Genomic DNA, 26,443 nt, shown 5'->3' with positions numbered 1-26,443 from the left:
CCGCAATAACTTAGTGAATCAATACAGCGAATCCACGTTGTCTTTGGTTACCCGTAATACATTGTGGAACTGGATCAGATGCTTATCTTGGTCAACTTCAGCTTTACCCACGCCAGGAATTTCCATACCTGACTCAATTTTTTCACCTTTCAGCACTTTATCCGCCACTGCGGTCAGTGCATAACCGGCAGAACCTGGGTCATAGGTCACGCCCATTGCGATATCACCGCTTTTAATCAAGGATGCAGCCTGTGAAGGGATCATCATACCGAACACATGGACGTTGTTTTTCGCACGTTTCTCTTTCACGGCACGGCCAGCACCGATCGGACCTTGCGAACCGAAGGCGACAATACCTTTCAGGTCACTGTGCGCTTTCATTAAATCGAGCGTGGTACGGCGTGAATCATCAATACTCTCGGCAACAGGCATGCGGCTGGTCACCTCAAACATATCGGGGTAGTGCTCTTTCTGATATTTAACAAACAGATCAGCCCACAGGTTATGCTGTGGTACCGTCAGGCTGCCGACATAAATCACATAGCCACCTTTACCACCCATGGCTTTTGCCATCTCTTCTACGTTATCTGCGGCAAATTTGGCGTTATCGATGATTTCGATATCCCAGTTGGCGCTGGGTTGCCCTGGAGATTCGTTGGTTAACACCACAATACCGGCCTCACGGGCTTTCTTGAATACCGGTTCCAGTACATCGGCATCGTTGGGCACAATACTGATAGCACTAACTTTTTTCGCGATTAAGTCTTCGATAATTTTAACCTGTTGCGGGGCATCGGTACTGGAAGGGCCGATTTGATAGGCTTTGATAGCCAGATCTTTACCGGCGCGATCCACACCTTCGCCCATGCGGTTAAACCACGGCATACCGGCGATTTTTGAGATATTAACCACTTCGACTTCCTGCGCCAGTGCACTGCCCGAGCACACCATCATGCTGAACAGACTGGCTGCCAACAGGGTTTTCACACTCAATTTTTTCATTTAAGGCTCCCGGAACTCATGTAGGTTGAGGTAATTGTTATTTAAGGTATTGGTGCAATAATCAGCATGCTGTATTACATGAATTTTATTTATGTTTTTAAAAAAATGAAGATTTAACGGGAAACAGATTTTACATCTTCACTACATTTCCTGCTGGTGGGATCTAATACCTTGATAGCAGTTTCCCCCATATACATGAATGCTATTTACATGGACAAAATAGCTGCATTCCCTGTTTGTGACTGAAGTCATGATTTTGAGGGGCAAGACAAACAGAATTACATAAAAATGGTAAGCGGCAGGTTAATAACAGTGAGGTTTACATGGATATTCTGGTTCAGATGATTCTTAATTTTTCGCTATCATGGCCTGATGCTGAATGACGGGTTAACGCACGCCCCCAGGCACCATGGTTAACAGGTGTTGGCGGGGGTAGTGGCGATTGATATTGCGCTGCTGCAATTGCCAGAACACCTGCTCCACGTCATGCCGTTGACGGTCAAGCAATAATCCAACCACACTGCCACTGTGGGCTACGTTCAACCCGTATAAATCCAACTCATCCACTAGCCTCAGCAGGGCGCTAAAGTCAGGTTTTACCAGTAAACGCTGGCTGGCTTGCGCACTCAATGTGGTGGCCTGACCCAGCAGTGAACAATCGTGGCGCTCGGCGGCTTGGGTAAACAGTTGCCATGCCCGTTCCAGTGAGGTGGCACTGGCTAACAGCGCCGGTTGACGATCACGGCGGTGGTAATCCTCGGTTTTGAGAATCTGTGGGCTTTCCAGTAACAAAATATCTACCACTGGCTGCCAGTTATAAGAGATTTGTGTTGCGGCAGTTTGGTGGTCAAACAGTGTCAGTTGTTGAAATAGGGTGCTGTCAGTGGGTTCCAGCCTGACGCACAGTGCTGCCAGTGCGGCTTCATTGAGTGTTTCACCGAGATGGCGGGCGGTTGCCAGTGCGGTGGCGGCGATATCGGCGGTACTGCTGGCAAGTCCTTTTGCTACCGGAATGGTGGAATCAAAACTGATGTGCAGGCCATTAGCCATCTGTGCAGGTTGGCCAAAATAGGTCAGTACCGCCGCCAACATCTGGCGCATGCGTGGGCGTTCATTCTTGCCCGGTACGCCATCGGTCACCGAAACCGTACTAAACCAGTTGACCGGGCAGGAGATAAGCTTCTCCCCCCCCAGTATCCAACCCTGAATCAGTTCACCACAAGAGGCCGGGCAACGGGCTTCAGCCATGACCAAAGACCTGCTGTAAGGCACTGATCAGCCGTTGGTTATCTGCCGCGCTTTTAATGGCTACACGATAGTGGTCGCGGGTTAGACCGGGGTAATTAGCACAATGGCGGATCAGAATATGGTGCTTTAATAGCGCGTGTTGCAGATTAAGTTCAGGTTTAAGGCAGCGCAGGAAAATGTAATTGGCGCACCCTTGCCACACCTGCAACGCTGGCAGGGCGGCTAAATGCTGATATAACCAAGGTCGCTGCTGCGCCAGCCATTGATGTGTGGCTTGAATATAAGGTTGGTCGTCGAGAATAATCTCACCCGCCAGTGCGGCAAAAGCATTGATAGTCCAAGGCTCGCGTTGCTGTTTCATTTGCGCCAGCGCCGCCAGATCGCCACTGAGCAGATAACCGAGGCGCAACCCTGGAATGGCAAAGAACTTGGTCAGTGAGCGTAACAAGTATAAGTGTGGGAAATCCGCTAATTGAGGGGTAAGCCCCGGCGCATCTGGCAAGAAATCGATAAAAGCTTCATCGATAATTAAAGCAATATGGTACTGATGGCAACATTGCACAATGGCTTGCAGCAATTTGGCATCAGGCATCAGGCCGGTCGGGTTATTGGGTGTCGCCAGAAATAGGCAGTCTGGGCGCTGTTGGGCTAATAGCGCCAGTAGACGTTCATCGGGCTGATAGCCGTCTGACTCACTCATCTGATAATCATGAATCTGGCAGCCGACCCGTTGCAGGGCGCGGCGGTATTCAGCAAAGCCCGGAGTCAACAGTACCGCAGTGCGGGGTTGCAGATGCTGCACCACTGCGTAAATCAGCTCAGTGGCACCATTGCCTGCCATAATATTCTCTGGCAGGCAGTGGTGAGCACGGGCCAGCGCTGCATGTAATTGGCGATACTCAACATCAGGATAGTGTTCGGCACGGGCCAATTGTTCGATAATCGCCGTTTTCAAGGATTCCGGCATGCCCAGCGGATTAATATTGGCACTGAAGTCAACGATATTGGCTGCATCTGTGCCGATTTTCAGTGCCATTTCCAGCACATTCCCACCATGCTCACTCATTGCTACTCTATTCCCCTATATAGCTTGTGCGTTTAGAGTACCATACCCTTCGTCCTTGATGCTGTAGGGTTGTTTGCTACACTCACGCACCCGAATCACTTACTTGTCGTTGACCCTATATGAATAAGCTCATCGGGATGCGTTTACTTGCTGCCTACCTACAACGCCAATGACTTTGGGTATATCAGCGAGGGAATGGCGTTTAGCGACAATAGCTCCGGCGTGAAGGCGAGCACATCTCGTAGGCGAACCACGTCGCCAATAACAATCAGCGCCGGTGCCGATAAACCCTGCGCGGCAACCTGATCGGCTAATGTAAGCAGTGTGCCGCTGGCAACTTGTTGCTGCTGGTGGCTGGCGTACATCACCACGGCGGCAGGGGTGGTGGGGGCTTTCCCCCCGGCGACCAATTGCTGGCAAATGGTCGTCAGTTGTGTCATTCCCATCAGGATAATCAGCGTACCTTCCAGCTTGGCTAATGTTGCCCAGTCCTGTGGCTCATTGCCTTGGCGCAAATGGCCGGTTATCACATGAAAGCCTGAGGCATAATCACGATGTGTTACCGGAATACCGGCATAAGCCAACCCGCCAATGGCGGAGCTTATCCCTGGAACTACCTCAAACGGAATACCAGCCAACGCCAGTGTTTCAGCCTCTTCACCGCCACGGCCAAAGACATAAGGATCACCACCTTTGAGTCGCACCACATTTAGCCCACGTTGGGCGCAATCAACCAGAATTTGATTGATTTCTGTTTGTGGCACCAAATGGTGGTTGGGGTTTTTGCCCACGTTGATCATTTCACAACCATCAGGGGCTTCTGCCAGTAACTCAGCACACACCAAACGGTCATAGACCAACGCGTCAGCGCGACGAATAACATGTAATCCCTTCACCGTAATCAGCGCGGCATCCCCTGGCCCAGCGCCTACCAACCAAACTTTCCCACTTTCCATATTGCCTCTTATTGTGCGGCGAGGGCCGGTTGTACCGGCAGATTCAGGGCCACGCGAATGACATCACGGGCAATCATTAATTCTTCATTGGTATTGACGATAGCAATCTGTACCGGCGCAGAGTCATGTTGGATAAACGGCTGATTGTTGATATTTTTCTCTTCGTCCAACTCGATACCGAGAAAGGCTAAACCACGGCAGATTTGCTGGCGGGCTGTGCGGGCATTTTCACCGATACCGCCGGTAAATATCAGTGCATCAATTCCGCCCAGTTGCACGATATAGCTGCCAATCACCGCGCGGATACGTTCGGCAAAGAGGTCGAGCGCTACTTTGGCGCGCGGGTTGCCGTTGGCGGCGGCTTGTTCGACATCGCGATAGTCATGTGAGATGCCGGATACGCCCAGAAAACCGGATTGGTTGTTAATTAAATGGTTAATTTCACTGGCATTTTTTCCTTCTACTTGCTGAATAAATGGCAGGATGGAGGGGTCAATATCACCGCTCCGGGTGCCCATCATGATACCGGCCTGTGGGGTGAAGCCCATCGAGGTATTCACCGACTGGCCGTTGCCGATAGCACAAATGCTGGAGCCGTTGCCAAGATGGCAGGAGACAATGCGCAGTTCTTCCAAGGGGCGCCCCATTCGTTCGGCGCAAACGGCACTGACATATTTATGACTGGTGCCATGGAAACCATAACGGCGAATACCCAGCTCTTCATAGTAGCGCCACGGTAATGGATACAAATAGGCCGTCTGGCTCAGTGTTTGGTGGAATGCAGTATCAAATACCGCCACCGCGCTGGCATGGGGCAGGGCATGTTGGAACACCCGGATACCGAGCGCATTAACCGGATTATGCAGGGGGGCCAGTGCGCCAAGCTGTTCTATCTTATCCAGCACCTCGGGGGTTATCACGACCGAATCGGCGAATGCTTCACCGCCGTGCGCGACACGATGGCCGACACCGGTAATTTCATCCAGTGAATCAATAATATTGTGTTCAATCAGCGCGTGAAGTAGGTGTTCAGCACCTTGGCGGCAATCGGCGATAGGCAGAATCTCGCGCCATTTCACATCTGTGGCGCGGAGGTTAAATATCGCATCATCCATACCGATACGTTCAATTAATCCCTGACAGATCACTTTTTCATCAGGTAAAGAAAACAACTGAAACTTCAACGAAGAACTGCCGGCGTTAATCGCCATAATCTTACCGGGCATGCGACTCTCCAGAATGATTCAAATAAGTAATAAGGTCGGTTAATCCCTCACCGCTCAGCGCTGAGGTCACAAATAGGTGTTGCGCCCCCGCCTGCGTGAGGCTGTCAGCAGCCCAACGCAATTGGTCTGGCTGGTTAACGGTGTCGGCTTTACTGATAATGCCAATTACCGGCTGGTTGAAAACCTGCGCCAACATCGGGGCAAACCAGCTTTGGGTCGCATCCGCATTTTGTACCAGCCCCACCACATCCGCTTCACAGGCGCTTGCCAGTAACGCACTGTATAAACAGCGGTTTTCCAGGTATTCACCGGGAGTATCAATGGCATTGTCCTGCCAGATAATGGCTTGGGTTTTCTGGTAATTAAGCGCCTCACCCTGCAAACGCTGGATAAGCGAGGTTTTGCCGCACTGGCTAGGGCCAATCAACATGATGCGTTGCATGGCATCAGGTCCGGGTCATCGGGCAGGCGGTAAATTTCATCATGTCGCCGAGGGTGTGGATCACCTGTTTCAGCGCATATTCCACCGCTGACACATCACCGGTAAACACCACCGCACCGGTGAAACGGTCGATAAAACCAATCTCAACCGCACCGGATTTGGTGGCGATATCACTGGCAATAATCGAGGCTTCGCTAGGGGTAATGGTCAGGATGCCAATGGCGCTACTGACATCATTCAGCCCCAGTTTTTTGTAAAGTGCCTTATTAGGATTGGCTATCAGATGTGCCAGGGTTATCTGTTTACCGGGAACATATTCCTGAATTACGCGCTCGGGGGTGCTGCTCTTTTCCATCATGCCTCCTGAACTAACTGACGCCATAGCGCCTCATGGGGCCGTGGGATCACTGAGCTGTAAACCAATAATCCCTTCTCACCGGCACACTGGCTGGCAACGTCCACGGCAGTTTGTACATCAGCAATATCGCCGCTGAGCACTTGATAACATTTGCCGCCGATGCCAAACGCCATATGGATGCGCACCAGCGTGACATTGGCCGCTTTAACCGCACGGTCGGCGGCAGTAATACAGGCCGCCACACTCCAGGTTTCCACCACACCCGCCGCTTGACGATTTTCCACCGTATTCAGGCCGCTGATCGCCGGCAATACGGATGGATGAAGGTTGGGCAGGACGATGCTATCGACCAGCAGATGCCCGCTGTGCCGCTCTCCGTTTTGTACCGACTGGGTGACGGCACCGATATCGCCACCGACCATCAACAGATATTTACCGGGGCACAGAGTTTTGCTCACCAATAGGCTGACGTTAGCGCTTTTCAGCATCAAGTCGCAGACCTCCATGCCCTTGGCGATACTGCTTAATTCAACAATTCCAATGGCTTGTGACATAGCCCTTCCTTTTAATAAACATCAGCCCGTTTAATGGTGATGGCATTTGCGCTGATGGCCGTGACCGTGCCGCTGATACTGGCATGCACCGGTGCGCCTAACGCGTTATTCGGAATTTGGCCAATAAGTTGACCGTGATCGACCCGTTCGCCGACCGTGACCACGGGTTCGGCGGCAGCCCCGATATGCTGGCGCAATGGCAATACCACCTGTTGTGGTCGGTAGCCTTGTTCGCTGAATGGCGCGGCCTGATACCAGTCGGTGAGATCCAGACGGGCAATCAGCCGTGATATCGGTACCATGCGGTAATTAGCCATCGGATCGGCCTCACGTAGCGCCCCTTGATAGCGGGCACCTTGCGCCCGCAACTGCGTTTTCAGCAGGCGGTTTATGCGCATCGGTGAGATATCTACCGGGCAGGCGTAGCTTTCACACAGCCCGCATTCCGAGCAGGTCAGAGCGCTGAGTAAAATGTCTGGTGTGGCAACTTGTTGATAGGTTATCGCGCGCACCAGCAGATGCGGGGGTAGCTCATGGCCAATCAAGTGACGCGGGCATAACTCGGTACACATGCGGCACTGCTCACATACGGCACGAGCAATGGCTAACACATCCTGGTCGCTGCGGGCGCGGCGGGTAATCAGTAAGTGATCCGCGGGCAGTACCAACAGGCCGCCGGTAGTTTTGGTTACCGGTTGGTCAAGGTCATGCAGGGCATGGCCCATCATCGGCCCGCCATTGATATAGGCCGGATTGTTGATGGTAGCCCCTCCTGCCAGCGCCAGAACCTCGCGCAGCGGGGTACCCAGCGGTACCGTCAGGGTTAAGGGTTTCGCCACCGCACCATTTACGGTCAGGGTGCGGCGAGTCACCGGCCATTGCTGTTCCACCGCCCGCGCCACATTGAGTAGCGTTTGCACGTTGTTCACCACCACACCGATGCTGACCGGCAGCGCGGCAGGTGGCACCCGGCGACCGGTTGCCAGCCAGATAGTGATAACCTCATCACCGGCGGGATAGACATCGGGCAGAATGTGCAGCCGGATTTGTGATGGTAGCAAGGGGGTTAGTGCGGCAATCGCCTCACTATATTTGGCTTTCAAGGCGATGATGCCTTCGCGTGCGCCGGTGGCTTTCATGCCATACAGCACACCGCGCACCAGTCGGGCTGCCTGGCGCGGCATCAACTGCTGATCCACTTTCAGCATTGGCTCGCACTCAGCCGCATTGACCAGAAAAATCTCGGCCTGCGCTTGTAGCTTCACCGCCGTTGGGAAACCCGCACCTCCGGCACCGACCACACCCGCGTGCTGAACCCGTTGCTGAATAGTCACGGCATCACAATCAGCCAGTTCACCGTAGGCGGGTAGCAAGCAGGTATCCGCACTGTGTAGGTCACTCATAAAGCGCCTCGATAATCCCACGGATATCATTGCCGTCAGCCGCACGCGGGTTAGTGCGCAGTGTCACATCGGCAAGTGCGGCGGTAATTATGTCGGGAATACGTTGCTCTAACTGGCCCTCATTGATTTTCATCGCGGCCAGCGGCTGAGGTAATCCGCATTGGCGTTTGAGTTGTTCAATCTGATGGACCAATTGGTTAACTGCACTGCGCTCATCGCTATTTTCTGCACTGAAATGGCACAGTTTTGCCAATCGCGCATAGCGTTTACATGCCCGCGCATCAAGCGCGTTAAAGCGAATCACCGGCACCAATAGCAAGGCATTCGCCAAACCGTGCGCGATATGAAATTGCCCCCCCAACTGGTGTGCGATAGCATGATTGATGCCCAGACCAGCCTGGCTGAATGCCATGCCAGCCAGCGTGGAAGCATTGTGCATCTTGCCTCGGGTAATTAGGCAATCGCCTTTGCGGCAAGCGGTGGGCAGATGGCGGAACACCAACTGCACCGCTTTTTCTGCCAGCGCATCAGTAAAGTCACTGGCACGTGGTGAAACATAGGCTTCCAACGCGTGAGTCAACACATCCAACCCGGTATTGGCGGTGATAACTGGCGGTACGGTAACCACCAGAGCCGGGTCCAGAATGGCGATGTCCGGGTAAATCTCATCGTCAAACAGGGGGTATTTAATACTCTTTTCCGGGTCGCTGATTACACAGGCACTGGTCACTTCTGAACCCGTGCCGCTGGTGGTTGGGATAGCAATACAGGTCTCGATCTCTATCCCCTGTTTACGACTAAACCAGACAATGGCTTTCGCCGCATCTAGCGCGGAGCCACCACCAAAACCAATCACCACATCGGGGCGCAAGGCATGCATCTGCTCAATGCCCTTAACCACGGTGTTAATGTTCGGGTCTGGCGTAATGTCGCTGAACAGACTGATTTGGTTATCCTCTGCCAGCACTTGTTTCAAGCGATCCAGCAACGGCGAGGTGGCCAGAAAACCATCGCAGACAATCCAGATTTTGCGCTGATGGAAGCGTTGCAGCACCTTAAGGCTGCCTTCCCCGCTGTAGATACGTGTTTGCAGGAAAAAAGTCTTCATACGTCCTCGCTCAGCGAATGGAAAAACCGTTAGTCAGCACACAGCGACGCTGGCGCGCAAAGGTGCGAGCCGAGGTGGTGCCTTCGCCGGTCGGGGTGGCGATGGTAAAGGTGGTAAAGCCTTCACCGCCGACGCCTATCCCGGCATAGGACGGGCCGTTTTTAACAAAAATAGAGGTTTGTAACAGTCGGGCGGCCAGATTCAGGCGTGAGACATTTTGTGAGTGCATGGTGGCGGTATGGTGCAGGCCACCTTCCACTTGCAGTGCCAGCGTCAGGCCGGCATCAAAATCCTTTACCCGGACCACCGGTAACAGCGGCATCAGTTGTTCGGTAGTGACCAGCGGATCGTCACCAGCCACTTCAACCAGCAGCAAGCGCGGTGCTTTGGCCGGACAAGCGATGCCCGCCGCTTTCAGCAGTTCAAGCGGGCTTTTACCCACCAGATTCTTATTGGCGTGGCCTTGAGGGGTCAGGCAGGCTTTGCGCAGGCTGTCGACCTCTTGCGGATTACTGATAAGTAACGCATCGAAGGCTTGCATCTGTTGCAACAACCGATCGGCAACACTTTCCACCACGATCAGGCTCTTTTCAGCGATACAGGGCAGGTTATTATCGAATGAGGCTCCTGCCACGATATCCTGCGCCGCTTTTACCAATTCAGCCGTTTCATCCACCAGACAAGGTGGGTTACCGGCCCCCGCCCCAATCACTTTTTTGCCGCTCTTCATGCCCATTGCCACAATGGCAGGCCCGCCAGTGATAGCCAGCAAGGCGATTTTGTCGTGCGCCATCATCTGCTGAGTGGCTTCAAAGCTTGGCTCTTTCACGGTCACCACCAGATTGCGAATGCCGCAACTGTTGAAGATGATTTCTTCAATTTGGGCGATTAAATCCAGTGATACCGATTTAGCGCCTGGGTGTGGGCTAAAATAGATGGCATTACCGGCAGCTAACATACTGATGCTGTTATTAATAATGGTTTCGGTTGGGTTGGTGCTAGGGGCAACGGAACCTATCACGCCAAAAGGCGAGTATTCGAATAACACCATGCCGCCATCGCCGGTCAGCGCCGTGGTAGACAAATCTTCAATACCTGGGGTGTTTTCTAACGCGGCTTTGTTTTTCAGCAACTTATCTTCTTTATTCCCCATGCCGGTTTCACTGGCACCGCGTTCTGACAGTGAAGGCAACTGTGCTTTTAGCTGTTCACGCAGGGCGCGGATAATCGCGCTGCGGGTTTTCATCGGGCTTTGTTGATAACGCAAAAATGCGTTATGAGCGGCATTGACAGCTTCATCCACGCTGGCAAAAATGGCGCTGGAGGCAGACGCGGGTGTGGGCGTCAGTTGCTCAATGAGGATAGTGCGAATGAGAGATTCAAGGTCATTGGTATTCATTATTCATTCCTCAGATATAAAGCCGATATGGCCGCTTCTGCTATGTGCATATCTTGTTCGACGCTACCGCCGCTGATGCCTAACCCCCCCACCAATTGGCCGTTACGCCATAGCGGGTAGCCACCACCAAAGCTCACTACTTTGCCACCGGTACTGGCCTCAAGCTGGAACAGGTCGGCCCCCGGTTGTACGGCATCGCTAAGTTGGTGAGTTGCCGTTTTCATCGCCACCGCGGTCCAGGCTTTTTTCGGTGCCAGTTCGCTGCTGACCAGCAAGGTGTCGGGCATGCGGTAGGTCATAATCATGTTGCCGTGGCGGTCAGCCAGTGCTATGACCACGGCAATTTGTAATTTCATAGCGGCATCGACCGCCAATTTAACTAACTGATGAACATCAGAAAATCCCAGAGAAGCTGCTGTTTGTGGCTGACTTGTGGCTGGGGGGAGTGCTGTTGCCGCCAGATAACGGGCCACCACGGTTTGCGTGGTGTGTTGTAACTGTTGGCGCTGGTCTTCATCACGAGCCAGTGCATACAGGCAATCCGATAAACGGTTTAGGTATTGCAATAACACCGGGCGTACCGGGACTTGTTCAGCCAGTTCAATCAGCCGCCGTTCACAGCGCCGTGCCAGAGTGCGGGCAAAATGCAATCGGCTACCGGCTTCACTGCTACCCGGCAGAATAAAACCCTGTACCGGTGGCAGCCCCGCCATACAGCGGTCTACGGCTTGCTCCAGCGCTTGGATCTCGGGTTCATTAATACTTTTGCGCCCGGCAGGCGGTGTGGCGATACCTTCGCTTGCCAATTCAGCGCTGAAATAAAACAACTGATGTTGTATGGCATCGAGTAATTGACGGTTTTCCTCGCCCTGCGTCACGCGGGCACACAAGCTCAGTGCTGCATTGAGTTCATCCAGCGTGCCGTAAGTTTCCACCCGGGGATGGCTCTTTTTCACACGTTGTCCGGTGAACAGGGCGGTGGTGCCCGCATCGCCGGTTTTGGTATAAATGCTCATAAGGTCCCCGTTCAATCAGTAAGAACATTAATCATCAGTAAGAACATTCATCGACGATGGCGACAATCGCCAAATCGATGGCATCATTCGGCTCGGAAAATACCCGTCTGGCACTGGAACCGCCTGACAGCAAGACCAAATCGCCCTGACCGGCACCGACCGAATCGACGGCCACTTCGTCCGGCGTTTTGCTGTCGGGTGGCAGTGAGCCATCACCGGCAACACGGCGCACCAGCAGCAGCTTCCTACCGATCAACGTGGGTGATTTTTGCGTTGAGACTACGGAACCTACCACTCTGGCCAGTTGCATGATTTACTCCTGCCTTAACAGTTGAATGTGACGGGCTGACACGGTGTCCTGCGCCAGCGGTGTAACTAGCGTGTGGCTTGCAATGAGTAGCCAGCCGGAGTCGAGAGTGGCGATATCGCGATAACTTAGAACCTTGCCCGCGTGCAACCGTATAGCAACGCCCTGACTGTCGCTGAAACTGAGCGGCAATGAGTGCAGTGCGGCACAAGGCAACGCAGCCAGCAGTTGGCGATGTAAGCTGATATGCACTTTCATGCCCCACGACCATGCCTCGTTTAGCGCCGCCACCGCAGGGCAGGTGGTATCGAACTGCGCCAGCCGGTGGATAAATGCCAGGTCTGGCAACATCAGATGCAGCGTGGCATGGTGCACGAATACCGATGGATCAAGCCCGGCGCGCAATTGAGGCAGTAGCAGGGCGTGAACCCGGCGTTCGCGCTCAACTAACCGCGTGACAATCTGGCTGACCAGTTGTTCGGTTTGCGCCTGAGTCAGATTCATGGCCGCGTTGTCCCTGATGACGTTAATATCGTGGCAAACGCCGCAGGGTCGTCGGCACCCGCCGCATTGGCCTCGTCGGTATCGATATGCATTTCCAGTTTCATTTGGGGTGAAACGCGGATCGCCACATCATCCAGTATCAGGCGACGGCCACTGCCCTGAATGGCAACTTGTACCCGGTCACCGTGTTTTACCCGATAGATAAGGGCATCCAGCGGCGACATATGAATATGGCGCAGTGCCACAATCACCCCGCGGGGTAACGTCAGCTCAGCGAACGGGCTGACTAACGTGATGGCTGGGGTATCGTCCAGATTGCCAGACATCCGCAGGGGGGCATTGATACCCAGCGTGCGTGCATCGGTACGGGAGATCTCCACTTGGCTGTGGCTACGCAACGGGCCAAGAATACGCACATTTTTCAGGCTGCCTTTCGGCCCGACCAGCGTTACCGTTTGTTCGGCGGCGTACTGGCCGGGCTGGAGCAGCGCTTTCTTTTCAGTAATCGGCTGCTGCGGGAACAGCCGTTGGTAGTCCTGCACCGAAAGATGCAGGTGTCGGTTAGAAACCCCAAGTGGGATCGGACGAAGACGCATTTCGTCGAGGATCTTATTGACAACGGGTTCCAGTAACGCTTTTTCCATCAGACTTTTCCTCGTTTACCCAAGTGGATACAGCGAAAGCGAGGCTCGCCTTTATGGCGTCGGCAAGCCGGATCGAGGCAGAGATTACAGCTCACCCGGGGAGCGATTAGAGCCTCACTTTCCACACTACTTTCTTCGGTGCTGATTTTTTCAGCACTAAAGACAGGTTCAGGTACATCATCTGTGGCGGTCGCCGCAGCGGGCTGAGGCTCTGCGGCTTCCGTCTCCTCGTTAATGGGGGCTGTAGCGACAACTGGCTCTATCGCCACGGCGATTTCGGGGGCCGCGACCTCGACAGTCTCTGTCAGCCAATAGGCCAACAGAGCTTTTGTTGGGCGAGCCAGTACCGCGCGCGACACCAATCCGTGATGCAGTTCGGCAAAGGCGGCACCAGTACTGATTGCCGCCTGCACCGAGGCCACATCACCGGTCAGACGAATTAACATCCAGCCAGAACCATTGGTTTTTTCTATACCTATCAGGTTGATAGATGCTGATTTTGCCATCGCATCCGCCGCACTGATCGCCAGCGCTAGACCGCTAACTTCAAGTAAACCCAGTGACGTTTTCACGCTGTGCTCCTCTTCTTACCCTTAGGCAGAGGTCGGTAAAATGGCTTCTACATCGCTGTGTGGGCGTGGGATCACATGGCAGGATTTCACTTCACCCACCGCGCTGGCAGCCGCAGAACCGGCATCAACAGCGGCTTTTACTGCGCCGACATCGCCACGTACCATCACGGTGACCAGACCGGAGCCGATTTTTTCGTAGCCCACCAGTTGTACGTTGGCGGATTTGACCATGGCATCAGCCGCTTCGATAGCAGCGACCAGACCTTTGGTTTCGACTAAACCTAATGCGTTATTCATGTTTCATTTATCCTTGTTATCAAGTAAGGGCTATCTTGTTTGCCATTTTGAACCAGGGCAGTGCTCGCCATCCTCACGAACCTTGGCATTTACAACACCAGGTGTACGCTCCGGTGGCTGTGCGCTGGCCAAGTCCAAACTGCCTGCACCGACAACGCCCTGAGATTTGTATGGGGTTACTTAAATGGTAAGCCTTTGACTAACCGGGCCGCGTTATTGCCAAGCTGCCGTAGTTGGTCCTCGTTCTGCCCGCGCCGCTGCCGAAATAGCGGGTTGGCGGGCGGTAAATTACGAAAATGCACGACCACTTCGTCGCCGGAACAGGCCAGCCCGACCAATAACGGGGAGCGGGTGGCGGCCTGCCAGGCGCGTTGTGCTACATCGCCGTCGTCGTCTTGTTGCCAGCGCCAGGGAATACCTTCCTCCTCAATACCCAGCAGCACCTGATGCCAGACGGCTTCGGGTGTCGGTGTCGTCAGACTGATTACTATTGCGGGGGCGTCATGGGTGAAATTCATCCGTGATTCTCCCGTTGATAGGCCAGAATCAGCCCGGTGGCTACCGCATTACGCGGCCCTTCGCTGGCGCGAATGTTGCCGCGCCCCGCCACCAATTTGTAGTGAGAGAGCGCATCGGTGACCAATTGCGGGATTTCAAAGTCCAGCGACGAGCCGCCAACTAACACCACGAAGGGGATATCGCGGATATTGCCGGTCGGGCTGACTTGACGCAGGGCGCGAAGCGCATTGGTAACAAACACCCGCTCTTTGGCTGAGCGGCGGATATTGCGCACTTTTTCCAGCGCGTAATCCCCCGGCAGTGGCACTAAACCTTCCGGCTTGACTACCACCAGTCGGGCAAAAACCTCTGGTGGCAGCGGTTGTGGGAAGAACTGAACGCTGCCATCTTCATGGCGCAGGTGGAACAAGCTTTCCACTTTTGCCAACGGATACTTTTTGATGTCCTCTGCCAGATAGCGGTCTTGTAAATCTAATTCAGAGGCGATGATCATCGTGACCATATCGCCGGCTCCCGCCAGATGGGTGGCGACGATTTGGCCCTGAGCATTGATGATGGAGGCGTCGGTAGATCCCGCCCCCAAATCGAGGATGGCGAGTGGCCGTTGCGTCCCTGGTGTGGTCAGCGCGCCGAGTATCGCCGCTTCGGCTTCCGCCCCCCCAACCTGAACATCAATATTCAGTGTCTTTTCGATTTCTCTGGCGATATGCGCCATTTGCAGGCGATCAGACTTCACCATGGAGGCGATGCCCACCGCTTGTTCAAGCGAGAATTCGCCCGCCAGACCGCCGGTGACATTGACCGGCACGGCAGTGTCTACTGCCAGCAAGTCTTGAATGAAGATCTCATTGGTGGGTTTGTTGGTCAGTTCCGCCATGGTTTGGCGAACGTGTTCGAGCATGCCGCCGATATTGGTTCCTGCTTCACCACTGACATTGTCCAAATGACGGAAGCTGTTGACCGCCGTCATAATGGCTTCACTTCCGGTCGCCACATCCACCCGTACCGTGCGGCCGTCAGCGAATAACTCCAGATGACCGGCCGGTATCGAGCGTGCTTTAACATCCCCTTCTGGGGTTTTCACTACCACCGCCGAGCGGGTACCAATCAACGCTCGCGCCACCGGCACAATGTTTTTGGTTTCTTCGGCAGTCAGTTCAAATACGGTGGCAATGCCATAGGGGTTAGAGAGGGTTTCAATCACTTGACCCGGCATCGCAACTTCTACCGCCGCCAGCATGCCCATCGGGATGCGGTCGATATGTAGCACCTCATCAACGATTGGTAGCGGGTGCGCCAGCCGATTACTGACCAGCACGCCATCGTCTCGTTGCAAGATAACCGCCGTGATACGATAGCCAGCGCCGTTGGCAGCATTCACCACCGCCGCAACATCGGCGAAATCCACCGCTGATGGCACCACCAGAATATAAGGTTGGGCAGGGTCACGGGTGACCAACTCGTCAATAGTAATGGTCAGCCCAACCCCCAATCCCAGTCCACCGGGGGTTTTCGGGTTATGACCGATCATGGTGGATTCGGTGATGATGGTTTCGGTAATTGTCTCCATCGCCACATCACCGATCACCGGTGTGGCCTCGTTAATGCGGATCAGGCTGATATCGCTTAGCGCAATATCGGCCTTTTCCACCAACATATTCAGCGCCTTGTTAATGCCGAAAATATTGCGTTGAGTCCCTTTGATACCCGTCGTCTCGGTCAGGGTACTGGTAATAAAGTGCAACTGACCACCAGCCGTGCATTGTGCTAATGCCACTTCTGTTGACGAGTTACCAATATCCACACCGACGATGTAATCCATATCCGATCCTTAAATGACTAATAACGGGATGTCGTGATCAACGGGGCTATCGTACCTAGGGGCGCTCCGGCGGCTTACGCCGCTACGACCCCCACGGCACGCTTCCCCTTGATTGATATCACTGCGTTAATCGTCGCCTTTTAGCTTCTTACGCTGGACATACAAAACGGCAGCTTCACGGACGAATGCCGCACAGATGGTCGCTTTGTAGGTCTGTTCCAGGTCGTCGGCGATAGCGTTCAGCTCCTCTTTGCTGGAGCGGAATGGACGTAGGGCGTTATAGATATCCAACACCTTGTCATCCGGTACTGCCGTCAGCTCGGCTGCACGCTCGAAGTTAATTGCCAACAGTGGACGACCTGCATCACGGGCAATAGATGCCTGAATACGCAGGATTTCCGGTGTAATCCGCAAATCTTGCGAAGTGACACTGCCGTTCAAAACGTTAGCCAACGTGAGGTCATCCAGCGTTTTGTTAGTGGCCGTTTTGACCCAATCAGGGTGTTTATTTGCCAGCGGATAATCAGAGACTTTGGCATCATTGCGCGAACTGGCTGCTGGTGCCGCACAAGCAGCCGCAGGTGTCTGGCCTTGCAAGCTGTTCATCTTGCTCAGCACATCGCGAACCATGGATTCAATAGCTTCGGAATTCATTGTGTTTTCCTTTGTTAAAGCGCCACCCGGAGTTCCTGAGGATTCTTGCCGGTCACCACATATTTGGTTTCTTTAATATGCAGAATCGCTGATTTGGCCTGATATTTTGGCCGTGCCATTTGGTCGTTCAGGGTAGGAACCGGTTGTGGTGATTCCCGTTTGGCATAACGCGCGGCGTTTTTACCAATTTGGCGATAAGTTTCCAGCGTCAACAGCGGGGCCTGCGGGAACAACTCCAGATTGGAGAGCGGCGGTAAGCCTTGCTGATGAATCACCGTAGTGCCTTTGGATTGAATACCGATGGAGATACCGGAACCACTCAGGCGGTTACCCTCGACGGCAACAAACGCCACGTCGGAGGATTTAAAGCAGCGGATAACCCGTGCTTTAATGCCTTCTTCTTCAATACCGGCGATCAGTTCGCGCAGAATATTTTTGTGCGGGATACCGACGATGTTAGCCGTTTGCGATAGGCCAAATGCCGGGCCGACGGCAATGATCACTTCATCCTGATTGCTGCCAGGGCGGGCTTCACCCACTTCGGTCAGGAAATTTCCTTCAGCAACAGTAGCCGTAGCCGCTGCGGGTTGGGAATCCTGCTTAAAGGAGACGGTATTTTTGTCTCCCTGCATTTCCTGCAATACGCCTTCGATAATTTGACGTAACAGTTTTTCGTTAATATCCACCATCTCGTGAACCCCTTAACCAAGCTCATTCGGATCAAGCGCGTTTGGAATGTTTTTGATCTCTTCCCAACGTGCACCTTCCAGCCGGTAACCGGTAGCTGGACCCGCGTAGTCATTGACGTCATTCACCGCTGACAGCACTTGGTTGTCACCTTTAATGATCGCCGAGGTATGCAGGTAGTCACCGGCAATTTTGGCTTTCTGGATGTTGAGCATGTCTTGCGCTACATCTTCGAAACCACCTTGTGCCAATGCTTTTACCACTTCCAAACCGGTGCGGTTTTTGCTGATGATTTCCTGAGCGAACTTGATGTCTTCAACGATGTTACGTTCCGGCATATCTTTCGAGCCGTGTGCATATGTCGCCGCAATCACTTCTTCGTCAGTAATGGGTGGCAGGCCCATACCGGCAAATACTGCTTGCAGCGCACGGGCAGCTTTATTACGAATCGCCACCACGTCAGCTTCCAGCACCGGACGCAAGCCACCATCAACTTTCAAGTCGCGCTGCAATACGTTGTAATCGTCAAAGTCTTCGGCATCTTCGTTGGAACCGGCGAACATGTTGTCGTAGTTAGGTACCGCAGAAAAACCAGAGGAGATAAAGTCAGTACCCGGCAGGAACTGCATCAGCAGACGGGCGGTACGGCGCATATCGGAGTGGGTAAAGGTCTGGTCGTTACTGGAGGCGCATTCCAAATCCAGTGCAGAGCAAATCAGGTTTTCTGCCAGGATGGCCCGGATGCCCGATGGCACAGCGGATGGCACACCGACACAACTGACTGAACCATTTTGCAGCCCCTGAACCCCGGCAGCTTTGGTGATATAGATACAGCGAGCTTCCAGATACAGCATGGATTTGCCTTCGGCATAACCCATTTGCACCTCGGAGCCTGAACCAGAGGTAAAACGCATTTTCAAACCGCGTGATGCATAGGACGAGGCGAGGAAGCCTTTGGACCACGGCGTGTCATCACCGTCGGTAAATACCGGCTCAGTACCGTAAACCGAAATGGTTTCGGCATAACAGGTATGGCCCAGCATCCCCAGCTTCAACTCGGTGGCTTCTTCCAGCGAACATTGCGTCAGCACACCAGGGCGACCCACTTGCGAACCGACTAACAGCGCGATGGCATTGAATGGCGCATAACGGGCCACGGCCACAGTAGTTTCCTGCTCATCGAAGCCACGGTATGCGCCTTCGGCGGCATCGGCGGCAATCTGCACTGGGTTATCTTTAACGTTAGTGACGTGAGCCTGTTGTGATGGGGTACGACGTGCGCGCATTTTCTGCATCGACATCATCATTTCCACCACGTTCATATGAGAAACCACCTCGACAATTTTGGCCGGGGTCATCGCTGTAGTGAGTGGCACAATGGTGCGGCGCGATACGTTAGGATCACACAGCATATTGGCCAACTTGATGGAGTCCATCTTCATCACTTCTTCCGCATGCGCCAGATTGATACCGTAGCGGGCGATAAAGTGGTCTATCAGGTCGAAACTGCTTTGTGGCTTACCGTCTAATTCGGTCACCACACCGTTAACAATCTTGATGGAAGGTTTTGGATCATTCGGGCTTTCCATGGCAATAAAGCCTTCCTCGATCCACTCTTTGACAAAGCCGTCCTGATTAACCGGGCGTTTCGCCAATGCTTCAAATCTTTTCGATTTCATGAAACAGCCTCACTGTGGCGTCAGATATAAGAAGGGCGGTCGTTTTTCGGTTCAGAACCCAAGGTCGCTAATACCGTTTTGCCAATCTCACGGGCAGAAATCACTGCCTGACGAACTGCGCCAGAATCACCGGAGATAACCAGAATCACTTCGTTACTGAAGCTGGTGCCATGTGCAGGGGAGCTGTAAGCCACCACGTCAACGTTGGCAGATTTCACGGCGGTATCCGCCATCAAAACACCAATCGACGCCGGTGCACCGACTATCACTCCGCAAGAACGGCCCAATGGCGCGCCAAATGCTTTTTCCAATGCGTGGCTGGCACGTGCGCTGTACTGCAATTCAATGTGACCGGCTTCATTGGCGTAAACATCGCCGAAGGTCCGATCCAGCTCTTTCAGCGCCACTTCGACGGCACGTTTCACATCAGAAACATCATCACCACCGAAGATGATCAGCGAGCCATGACCGGCACCGCCCTTGGTATCGCGGGGTAACTCAATACTGACCACTTCAGTATTAGTGGCTTTGACAGCTTCATCGGCCGCCATGATGTGCGGGCCAGCGCCGGTACGTGCGCCCAAAATACCGATGGAGCGATAGCGTTTTTCCAGCTTCATTGCGTCCAGTAGGGCGCTGTCGACGTTGGCGATCACCAGTCCGACCGTGTCACCGATCGCGGTACCAACAAATTCCGTTAAACTGCAAGTCTTCTCAGCCATAGCCGTATCTCGTTGTTTATAGGAGGGTTGTTTAGAAGACGCCGGAGCGTGTTCGCTGACTTTTGCTATCACCTGCGCCATGATTTGGTCGACCAGGTCATTGCTTTTCATTAGCTATTTCCCTTTGGCAAGAACTTCTCGACATCGGTGTGTGGACGTGGGATGACATGGGTCGATTTCACTTCACCCACTTTCGCAGCCGCACTTGCACCGGCATCAGTGGCTGCTTTAACTGCGCCCACATCACCACGTACGATGACGGTGACCAGACCAGAGCCAATTTTTTCATAGCCGACTAATGTCACATTGGCCGATTTCACCATGGTGTCCGCAGCCTCAATGGCTGCAGTCAACCCTTTGGTTTCCACCATTCCTAGTGCTTCTTGTTGCATAAATACCTCGACGGGGATGTCAGGAACCTGATGTTTGTGCGTTGGAAATGCAGCTATTACGGTTTCAAACGCGCTTCAGGTTCTAAAATAAAAACTGTCGTGTTGGTGCCATTCAGTAAATTTAAAAAAATAAATTCGGTAAGTTTAAAAATAAAGTTGTCAGGTTCGTGCTGAGAACGAATATACAAACAAGCAATGAAAAAGAATGGCTGTATTGAATTTACTGACGGGAATGGTTAGTGAGGAAATAACAAATTATTGTCATGGCTATAACTTAATATTATGTTTTAAAACGTTATTTCGTTGATATTGGGTGGTAATAACTGGCTATTGCATATTCAGAATTACAATTTATTAGGTGACAGTAGGTATTAAATCTGCTAATTGCGCACCCGCCCGATTAATAGTTCGCGTGATCGCGCGCATAAATATAATGATACACCTGAGGGGGGAGTAGCCACAAAAGTGCGAGCTTGATAACAATAACGGAAAGAATAAATGGCAAGAAAGTCATATAGCTGAATAAAGCATAAAAGTGCCTGTTAACACGGTGTTGGCGCTAACTTTTCTGCGCAAATGACAATAATTTGTTATTGAAGGTCTATTTTTTGTTTAATTAATGGCACATCACGACAACACTTTCATTTTTGCTCTCTTTATAGTGGCTGGGTCATGGGCCGTGCATTACTTCATCTATTTTGGATAGATTGATCATAATAATCACAAGCAGGGTAAATCTATGAACGACTCACTAAAAGCGCAGTGTATTGCGGAATTCCTCGGTACCGGGCTGTTTTTGTTTTTTGGTATTAGTTGTTTAGCTGCATTGAAAGTAGCAGGTGCCAGTTTTGGTTTGTGGGAAATCTGTATCGTGTGGGGGCTGGGTATTTCACTGGCGGTCTACCTGACGGCAGGAATTTCCGGTGCTCACCTCAACCCGGCCATTACTATCGCGTTATGGCTATTTGCCTGTTTCCCCGCACGGAAAGTCATCCCGTACAGCATTGCTCAAGTTGCCGGTGCTTTTGGTGGCGCGGCACTGGCCTATATGCTCTATCATAATTTATTTACTGATTTTGAAGCCGCACACCAGATGGTGCGTGGCAGCATGGAAAGTCTGCAATTAGCCAGTATCTTCAGCACCTTCCCATCACCGGCAATCAGCGTATGGCAGGCTGCATTTGTTGAAATTATTATCACCTCGATTCTTATGGGGCTGATTATGGCACTAACTGATGATGGTAACGGTGTGCCACGTGGTGCATTAGGTCCACTATTGATCGGTATTCTGGTGGCGGTTATTGGTGCTTCTACCGCTCCATTAACTGGTTTTGCCATGAATCCAGCACGTGATTTTGGTCCTAAATTATTTACCTTCTTTGCTGGTTGGGGAAAAATTTCAATGACCGGCGGCCGTGATATCCCTTATTTCATTATTCCGATTGTGGCGCCGATTATTGGTGCTTGCCTCGGGGCCGCAGTTTATCGCTTCCTCATTGGCAAAAATCTACCTTGTAATACCTGTAAGTTAGAGGATGAGAAAGTTAATTTATAAAGCAACGTGGATTTCCTCATCTGACACTGGGTGAGGAAATTTCGTGATCCATTCTGGTTAATGGCTCATTAATGGTCCCCTGACGTTTATGACTCTGGTAGAGTAAATTGTTACTTTACCTTTTCAGGGAAATAGATTTTAACCTGGTGAATAGGAATGACTAAATAACAATGTTCTAACATATTACTTATTACAGGGATGCTTTATAACAATAAAATAAAATTTAATAACAATAAATTAACTGAGAGGTTTTATCATGATTTCTGCCAGTTCTCTTAACTCAGAGCTCATAAATAAAATCGCCCAGGATTTTGCCCAAGCCACCGGATTGGCGGTGGTGGTGGTGAATATTCACGGTGAGGAAATCTCTGACCTGTTTAATTTCACCCCATTTTGTCAATTAATGCGTCAAGATCCGGTTAACCATCTGCGCTGTCGGATGAGTGATCGTTGTGGTGGCCTTGAAGCGTCCAAATCCAATGAGCCCTGCATCTACCGCTGCCATGCCGGATTAACTGATTTTTCTATTCCTTTGGTGATTGCCGGCCATCTGGTGGGCTTTGTGTTATGTGGTCAGGTCCGGCTGCATGCAGATGTTTACCTTATTGATATTCTGAATGTCGATAATAACTGGCAGCAGAATCCGGCGCTAATGGATGAGTTCCATAATGTACCGATAATGGATTTTTCTCGAGTAATAGCCTCGGCTGATTTGCTGAAGCTGATTGTTGAGAACTGCCTGAAAAAACACCTCAATTTTGTTGTAATCAATGACAATATGGGGAGTAAAGAGCCGGGCAGAATACGGCCGGTCCACCCGCATGACAGCAAAATGAAGAAAGCACTACGCTATATAGACACGCATTTGTCAGAAGAGCTCCGGTTGGAAGAAGTGGCTGGCAAGGTGTATCTCAGTCCTTACTATTTCAGTAAATTATTTAAAAAATATCAGGGGATCGGCTTCAATGCCTGGGTCAACCAACAACGCATGGCCAATGCCAGAGAGATGTTGCAGCACAGTGATTGGAGCATTGCCAGTATTGCCAAAAATCTTGGATTTTCCCAAACCAGCTATTTTTGCAAGGTGTTCCGCCAGACCTATAATGTGACACCGCAGGTATTTCGTTCACTTTCTTCTGAACGCAGTGAAATGGAATGACAGTTATTGATCTAATAACAATTAGTCATGCTCTATGCTCACGTTTATATATTTAAGAACGGTGATGGGTATTAATATATTAAATAAATAATGACAATTTTTTGTTATGCTCTTAAATGCCGTTATCTTTCTAACTGATTGTTTTTAAATTATTTTTAATAATGAAGTGGCAATTATTTGCTGTGTTGACACCAAAAAATAATCCCCAAAAAATGAAATTAACCATTTTTTATTTGTGGAAAAGAGTATATTAACGTTAACCGGATTTAATAAATCAGTTGACGTTACAACTGTGTAAATAAAGAGATAAATTCTATAACGAAATAGAAATAAAATAATCTACTGTATTAGATAAATACATACCCCAACGTAGTTGGCGTTGCAGCAAGGTAGCAAACGAACAAACCCGTGGAGCTGACTAAGGTCAGTGATGCAGGTGCGTGAGAGTTGCTAACAACACTGTAGCTATCAATACGAGGGGGAAGTTACTGAAATGGTTATGTCGTGTACGCATTGGCACTTAATACACGACAGGGAAGGGGGTGACAATCCCCCGCAGCCCCCGCTGCTGTGATGCCGACGAACCCGCTGAAACCACTGATCCACCGGATTGGGAAGGTGCGGGAGAGGATGACGCTAAGCCAGAAGACCAGCCAAATCGGTAAAATATATTCAACTCCTTCGGTGGGAAGTGGGTTGTCATTAGATGCGCGCTGCGGTGACGTTGCGCAGACGCACCTTTTTGACACTGCATATCCCGCTAGAAATGGCGGGATTTTTTATGCAACGGTCTGGCAAACAAGCATTTATTATCGCAGGTACCGGCAGTGGATGCGGTAAAACAACCGTGACGTTGGGTATTCTGCGGGCGCTGATGGCACGCGGATTATCTGTGCAGCCGTTTAAGGTCGGGCCAGATTACCTGGATACCGGCTGGCATAGCGCCGTCAGTGGTGTTACCTCGCGTAACCTCGATGCTTTTATGCTACCGGCTGCGACCTTGAATGGGTTATATAACCAGCACATGCGCCATGCTGATGTGGCGGTGATCGAAGGTGTGATGGGCTTGTATGACGGCTACGGCACTGATCCCGATTATTGCAGTAGTGCGGCGATGGCCAAACAACTGGGCTGCCCGGTTATCTTACTGGTGGATGGCAAGGCGGTATCCACCTCGGTTGCGGCTACCGTGCTGGGGTTCTGCCAGTTTGACCCAAATCTCACCATCGCAGGCGTGATTGTTAACCGTGTTAATTCAGAAAACCATTATCAGCTAATCCGCCACGCCATCGAGCATTACTGCGGTATTCCCGTGCTGGGGCGCTTGCCGGTGATGGATGATATCGCGCTGCCATCACGCCATTTAGGGTTGATACCGGTGCAAGAGCAGCGTGAGGGCGTGGCGGGTAGAACCCATCAGCCCGACAGCTCGCCCCGCTGGCAACGGCTGGCACAGCAGGTTGAAGCCTTTATCGATCTCGACCGATTACTGGCACTGACGCATTGTGCGGCACAGCCTGCCGGCACCCCGCCTTCCTTACCTCTGTCTACACTGGCTAACGGCCTGACACTGGCCTTGGCCGAAGATGAAGCATTCAATTTCTATTACCCCGATAACCTTGACCTGCTAGAGCAGGCAGGCGTGCGCATCCAACGTTTCAGCCCACTTCATGACCGCCGGTTACCCGATTGCCAGATGATTTATCTCGGGGGAGGTTATCCCGAAATTCACGCGAGCCGCTTAGCGGCGAATACAGCGATGCATGCAGCGTTACAGCAAGCGCATCGCCAACAGATCCCGCTGTATGCCGAATGCGGTGGCCTGATGTATCTCGGTGATGGCTTAACGGATGAGAGTGGTCAGCGCCACCCGATGGTTGGCATTTTGGCCGGTGAGAGCCGGATGGGGAAACGGCTGACTCGCTTTGGTTACTGTCAGGCACAGGCCCGCAGTGACACCTTATTGGCTGCACAAGGTGAAATTCTGCGTGGTCATGAATTCCATTATTCCGATTTTACTAGCCCATTGACGCCGGTATTTGATAGCAGCAAATGGCGTGATGGTGTCGCTATTCAGCGCTGGCACAGTGGCTATCAACTTCAGCGCACTCAGGCCAGCTATCTGCATATCCATTTTGCCCAGCGCCCCGGTTTACTGAATGGCTGGCTGACCGCTGCCCGGAGCGTGCTATGACCCTGAGCGCATGGTTTGTCGCTTTCTTGCTTGATAGCTGGCTCGGCGACCCGCCGCACTGGCCGCACCCGGTGCGCTGGATGGGTAACCTGATCTCTGTAATGCAACGTGCTATCCGTGCGGTTTGCCATAGCGAACGGGCACTGAAGTGGGGGGGAGCAGCGCTGTGGTTGGTGGTGGTCGGCGTGACATGGCTGCTGAGTTGGGGGTTCTTATCACTGATGACACACATCAATCCGTGGCTCGGCTGGTTGGCGCAAGTGTGGATGATTTACACCCTCTTAGCCGGACGTTGCCTGAGTGATGCGGCGCTACTGGTATTTGATGCCCTGAAGCACGGTTCGCTGGCACAAAGCCGCGAGAAGCTGTCATGGATTGTCGGGCGTGACACCTCACAACTAGAGAAGCCACAAATCACCCGTGCGGTGGTAGAGACAGTGGCCGAAAACAGCGTTGATGGCGTGATTGCACCGCTGTTCTTTTTGATGTTAGGCGGCGCCCCGCTGGCAATGGCTTACAAAGCAGTCAATACCCTTGATTCGATGGTGGGTTACAAAACGCCAAAATACCGCGCGATTGGTTATGTGTCGGCACGGATGGATGATGTGGCGAACTGGATCCCAGCCCGTCTGAGCTGGTTATTACTCAGCGTAGCCGCGTGGTTACTACGAGCCGATTACCGTCAGGCATTGCACATCGGCTGGCGTGATCGTTATCAGCACGCCAGTCCTAACTGTGCCTGGTCTGAAGCCACGGTTGCCGGTGCGCTGGGCGTGCGGCTGGGGGGGCCGAATGATTACTTTGGCGTGCGGGTTGAAAAACCCTGGATCGGTGATGAACGGCGCGAGGTGGCGCTGGATGATATCCCGCGCACTATCCATTTGATGCTGATGGCGTCGTTATTAGCACTATTACTGTTTGCCCTGATTCGTCTGCTGCTGGTCGGCATTTAACAAGG

28 protein-coding genes and 1 riboswitch are annotated in these 26,443 nt (G+C 52.2%); of the genes, 4 read left to right on the top strand and 24 right to left on the bottom strand.

Annotation, left to right across the window (positions count from 1 at the left end; all coding sequences use genetic code 11):
* Window positions 1–18: 18 nt before the first annotated feature.
* The 24 genes from A6J66_008470 to pduA (A6J66_008355) all read right to left on the bottom strand — a co-directional run bounded on the left by A6J66_008470 (window position 19) and on the right by pduA (A6J66_008355) (window position 20,577).
* The gene (locus tag A6J66_008470) at window positions 19–1,002 is read right to left on the bottom strand and encodes an autoinducer 2 ABC transporter substrate-binding protein (protein ID PNM24223.1); all 984 of its coding nucleotides are present in this window, start codon (window positions 1,000–1,002) and stop codon (window positions 19–21) included.
* A 387-nt stretch (window positions 1,003–1,389) separates the two neighbouring features.
* Entirely contained in the window at window positions 1,390–2,250 is an 861-nt protein-coding gene (locus A6J66_008465) for a GHMP kinase (protein ID PNM24222.1), read from the bottom strand.
* Window positions 2,243–3,316, bottom strand: coding sequence for a threonine-phosphate decarboxylase (locus A6J66_008460; GenBank protein ID PNM24221.1), 1,074 nt, complete (start codon window positions 3,314–3,316; stop codon window positions 2,243–2,245). Before A6J66_008460 ends, A6J66_008465 begins: the two co-directional genes overlap by 8 nt.
* 158 nt (window positions 3,317–3,474) lie before the next feature.
* Window positions 3,475–4,272: a uroporphyrinogen-III C-methyltransferase gene (cobA, locus tag A6J66_008455; GenBank protein PNM24220.1), complete on the bottom strand. Its 798-nt coding sequence runs from the start codon at window positions 4,270–4,272 to the stop codon at window positions 3,475–3,477.
* A gap of 8 nt (window positions 4,273–4,280) precedes the next feature.
* On the bottom strand, window positions 4,281–5,498 hold the full coding sequence (locus A6J66_008450) for an acetate/propionate family kinase (GenBank protein PNM24219.1): 1,218 nt from the start codon (window positions 5,496–5,498) through the stop codon (window positions 4,281–4,283).
* Entirely contained in the window at window positions 5,488–5,940 is a 453-nt protein-coding gene (eutP, locus tag A6J66_008445) for an ethanolamine utilization protein EutP (protein PNM24218.1), read from the bottom strand. The genes A6J66_008450 and eutP overlap by 11 nt, the downstream gene beginning before the upstream one ends.
* A 4-nt stretch (window positions 5,941–5,944) precedes the next feature.
* The gene (pduU, locus tag A6J66_008440; protein PNM24217.1) at window positions 5,945–6,295 is read right to left on the bottom strand and encodes a propanediol utilization microcompartment protein PduU; all 351 of its coding nucleotides are present in this window, start codon (window positions 6,293–6,295) and stop codon (window positions 5,945–5,947) included.
* The gene (locus tag A6J66_008435; protein ID PNM24216.1) at window positions 6,295–6,852 is read right to left on the bottom strand and encodes a BMC domain-containing protein; all 558 of its coding nucleotides are present in this window, start codon (window positions 6,850–6,852) and stop codon (window positions 6,295–6,297) included. Before A6J66_008435 ends, pduU begins: the two co-directional genes overlap by 1 nt.
* An 11-nt stretch (window positions 6,853–6,863) precedes the next feature.
* Window positions 6,864–8,255: an electron transport complex protein RnfC gene (locus tag A6J66_008430; protein PNM24215.1), complete on the bottom strand. Its 1,392-nt coding sequence runs from the start codon at window positions 8,253–8,255 to the stop codon at window positions 6,864–6,866.
* Window positions 8,248–9,363, bottom strand: coding sequence for a propanediol utilization protein (locus A6J66_008425; GenBank protein PNM24214.1), 1,116 nt, complete (start codon window positions 9,361–9,363; stop codon window positions 8,248–8,250). Before A6J66_008425 ends, A6J66_008430 begins: the two co-directional genes overlap by 8 nt.
* A 10-nt stretch (window positions 9,364–9,373) precedes the next feature.
* Window positions 9,374–10,762, bottom strand: a complete 1,389-nt coding sequence (locus A6J66_008420) for an aldehyde dehydrogenase EutE (protein ID PNM24213.1) — start codon at window positions 10,760–10,762, stop codon at window positions 9,374–9,376.
* Window positions 10,762–11,778 carry an ATP:cob(I)alamin adenosyltransferase gene (locus tag A6J66_008415; protein PNM24212.1) on the bottom strand — a complete coding sequence of 339 codons (1,017 nt, stop codon included), beginning with the start codon at window positions 11,776–11,778 and terminating at the stop codon, window positions 10,762–10,764. The genes A6J66_008420 and A6J66_008415 overlap by 1 nt, the downstream gene beginning before the upstream one ends.
* Window positions 11,779–11,812: 34 nt before the next feature.
* Window positions 11,813–12,088 carry an ethanolamine utilization protein EutN gene (locus A6J66_008410; protein ID PNM24211.1) on the bottom strand — a complete coding sequence of 92 codons (276 nt, stop codon included), beginning with the start codon at window positions 12,086–12,088 and terminating at the stop codon, window positions 11,813–11,815.
* A gap of 3 nt (window positions 12,089–12,091) precedes the next feature.
* Window positions 12,092–12,589, bottom strand: coding sequence for a microcompartment protein PduM (locus A6J66_008405; GenBank protein PNM24210.1), 498 nt, complete (start codon window positions 12,587–12,589; stop codon window positions 12,092–12,094).
* Window positions 12,586–13,233, bottom strand: coding sequence for a phosphate propanoyltransferase (locus A6J66_008400; protein PNM24209.1), 648 nt, complete (start codon window positions 13,231–13,233; stop codon window positions 12,586–12,588). Before A6J66_008400 ends, A6J66_008405 begins: the two co-directional genes overlap by 4 nt.
* The gene (locus tag A6J66_008395) at window positions 13,233–13,805 is read right to left on the bottom strand and encodes a BMC domain-containing protein (GenBank protein PNM24208.1); all 573 of its coding nucleotides are present in this window, start codon (window positions 13,803–13,805) and stop codon (window positions 13,233–13,235) included. Before A6J66_008395 ends, A6J66_008400 begins: the two co-directional genes overlap by 1 nt.
* Before the next feature lie 21 nt (window positions 13,806–13,826).
* Entirely contained in the window at window positions 13,827–14,102 is a 276-nt protein-coding gene (gene pduA / locus A6J66_008390) for a propanediol utilization microcompartment protein PduA (GenBank protein ID PNM24207.1), read from the bottom strand.
* A gap of 176 nt (window positions 14,103–14,278) precedes the next feature.
* Window positions 14,279–14,620, bottom strand: coding sequence for a propanediol dehydratase (locus tag A6J66_008385; protein PNM24206.1), 342 nt, complete (start codon window positions 14,618–14,620; stop codon window positions 14,279–14,281).
* Window positions 14,617–16,443 carry a diol dehydratase reactivase subunit alpha gene (locus A6J66_008380; protein ID PNM24205.1) on the bottom strand — a complete coding sequence of 609 codons (1,827 nt, stop codon included), beginning with the start codon at window positions 16,441–16,443 and terminating at the stop codon, window positions 14,617–14,619. The genes A6J66_008385 and A6J66_008380 overlap by 4 nt, the downstream gene beginning before the upstream one ends.
* 126 nt (window positions 16,444–16,569) lie before the next feature.
* Window positions 16,570–17,097: a propanediol dehydratase small subunit PduE gene (locus A6J66_008375; GenBank protein ID PNM24204.1), complete on the bottom strand. Its 528-nt coding sequence runs from the start codon at window positions 17,095–17,097 to the stop codon at window positions 16,570–16,572.
* A gap of 14 nt (window positions 17,098–17,111) precedes the next feature.
* The gene (pduD, locus tag A6J66_008370; protein PNM24203.1) at window positions 17,112–17,786 is read right to left on the bottom strand and encodes a propanediol dehydratase medium subunit PduD; all 675 of its coding nucleotides are present in this window, start codon (window positions 17,784–17,786) and stop codon (window positions 17,112–17,114) included.
* 12 nt (window positions 17,787–17,798) lie between these two features.
* Window positions 17,799–19,463: a propanediol dehydratase gene (pduC, locus tag A6J66_008365; protein PNM24202.1), complete on the bottom strand. Its 1,665-nt coding sequence runs from the start codon at window positions 19,461–19,463 to the stop codon at window positions 17,799–17,801.
* Between the two features lie 20 nt (window positions 19,464–19,483).
* A complete protein-coding gene (locus tag A6J66_008360) occupies window positions 19,484–20,296 on the bottom strand; it encodes a propanediol utilization microcompartment protein PduB (protein PNM24201.1) in 813 nt (270 codons plus the stop codon).
* Window positions 20,296–20,577: a propanediol utilization microcompartment protein PduA gene (pduA, locus tag A6J66_008355; GenBank protein PNM24200.1), complete on the bottom strand. Its 282-nt coding sequence runs from the start codon at window positions 20,575–20,577 to the stop codon at window positions 20,296–20,298. Before pduA (A6J66_008355) ends, A6J66_008360 begins: the two co-directional genes overlap by 1 nt.
* A 739-nt stretch (window positions 20,578–21,316) precedes the next feature.
* Between pduA (A6J66_008355) and pduF the strand changes: the two genes are divergently transcribed.
* The 4 genes from pduF to A6J66_008335 all read left to right on the top strand — a co-directional run bounded on the left by pduF (window position 21,317) and on the right by A6J66_008335 (window position 26,438).
* A complete protein-coding gene (gene pduF, locus A6J66_008350; protein ID PNM24199.1) occupies window positions 21,317–22,132 on the top strand; it encodes a propanediol diffusion facilitator PduF in 816 nt (271 codons plus the stop codon).
* A 256-nt stretch (window positions 22,133–22,388) separates the two neighbouring features.
* Window positions 22,389–23,291 carry a regulatory protein PocR gene (gene pocR / locus A6J66_008345; GenBank protein PNM24198.1) on the top strand — a complete coding sequence of 301 codons (903 nt, stop codon included), beginning with the start codon at window positions 22,389–22,391 and terminating at the stop codon, window positions 23,289–23,291.
* A 485-nt stretch (window positions 23,292–23,776) separates the two neighbouring features.
* A riboswitch (cobalamin riboswitch) is annotated at window positions 23,777–23,964 on the top strand.
* Between the two features lie 108 nt (window positions 23,965–24,072).
* Entirely contained in the window at window positions 24,073–25,485 is a 1,413-nt protein-coding gene (locus A6J66_008340) for a cobyrinate a,c-diamide synthase (GenBank protein PNM26942.1), read from the top strand.
* Entirely contained in the window at window positions 25,482–26,438 is a 957-nt protein-coding gene (locus A6J66_008335) for a cobalamin biosynthesis protein (GenBank protein ID PNM24197.1), read from the top strand. The genes A6J66_008340 and A6J66_008335 overlap by 4 nt, the downstream gene beginning before the upstream one ends.
* Window positions 26,439–26,443: the final 5 nt, after the last annotated feature.

Origin of the sequence: Yersinia enterocolitica, from assembly GCA_002082245.2 — a bacterium.
Classification (GTDB): Bacteria; Pseudomonadota; Gammaproteobacteria; order Enterobacterales; family Enterobacteriaceae; genus Yersinia; species Yersinia enterocolitica_E.
The sequence above is the reverse complement of the archived record's forward strand: the minus strand, read 5'-3'. Positions and strand labels throughout refer to the sequence as shown.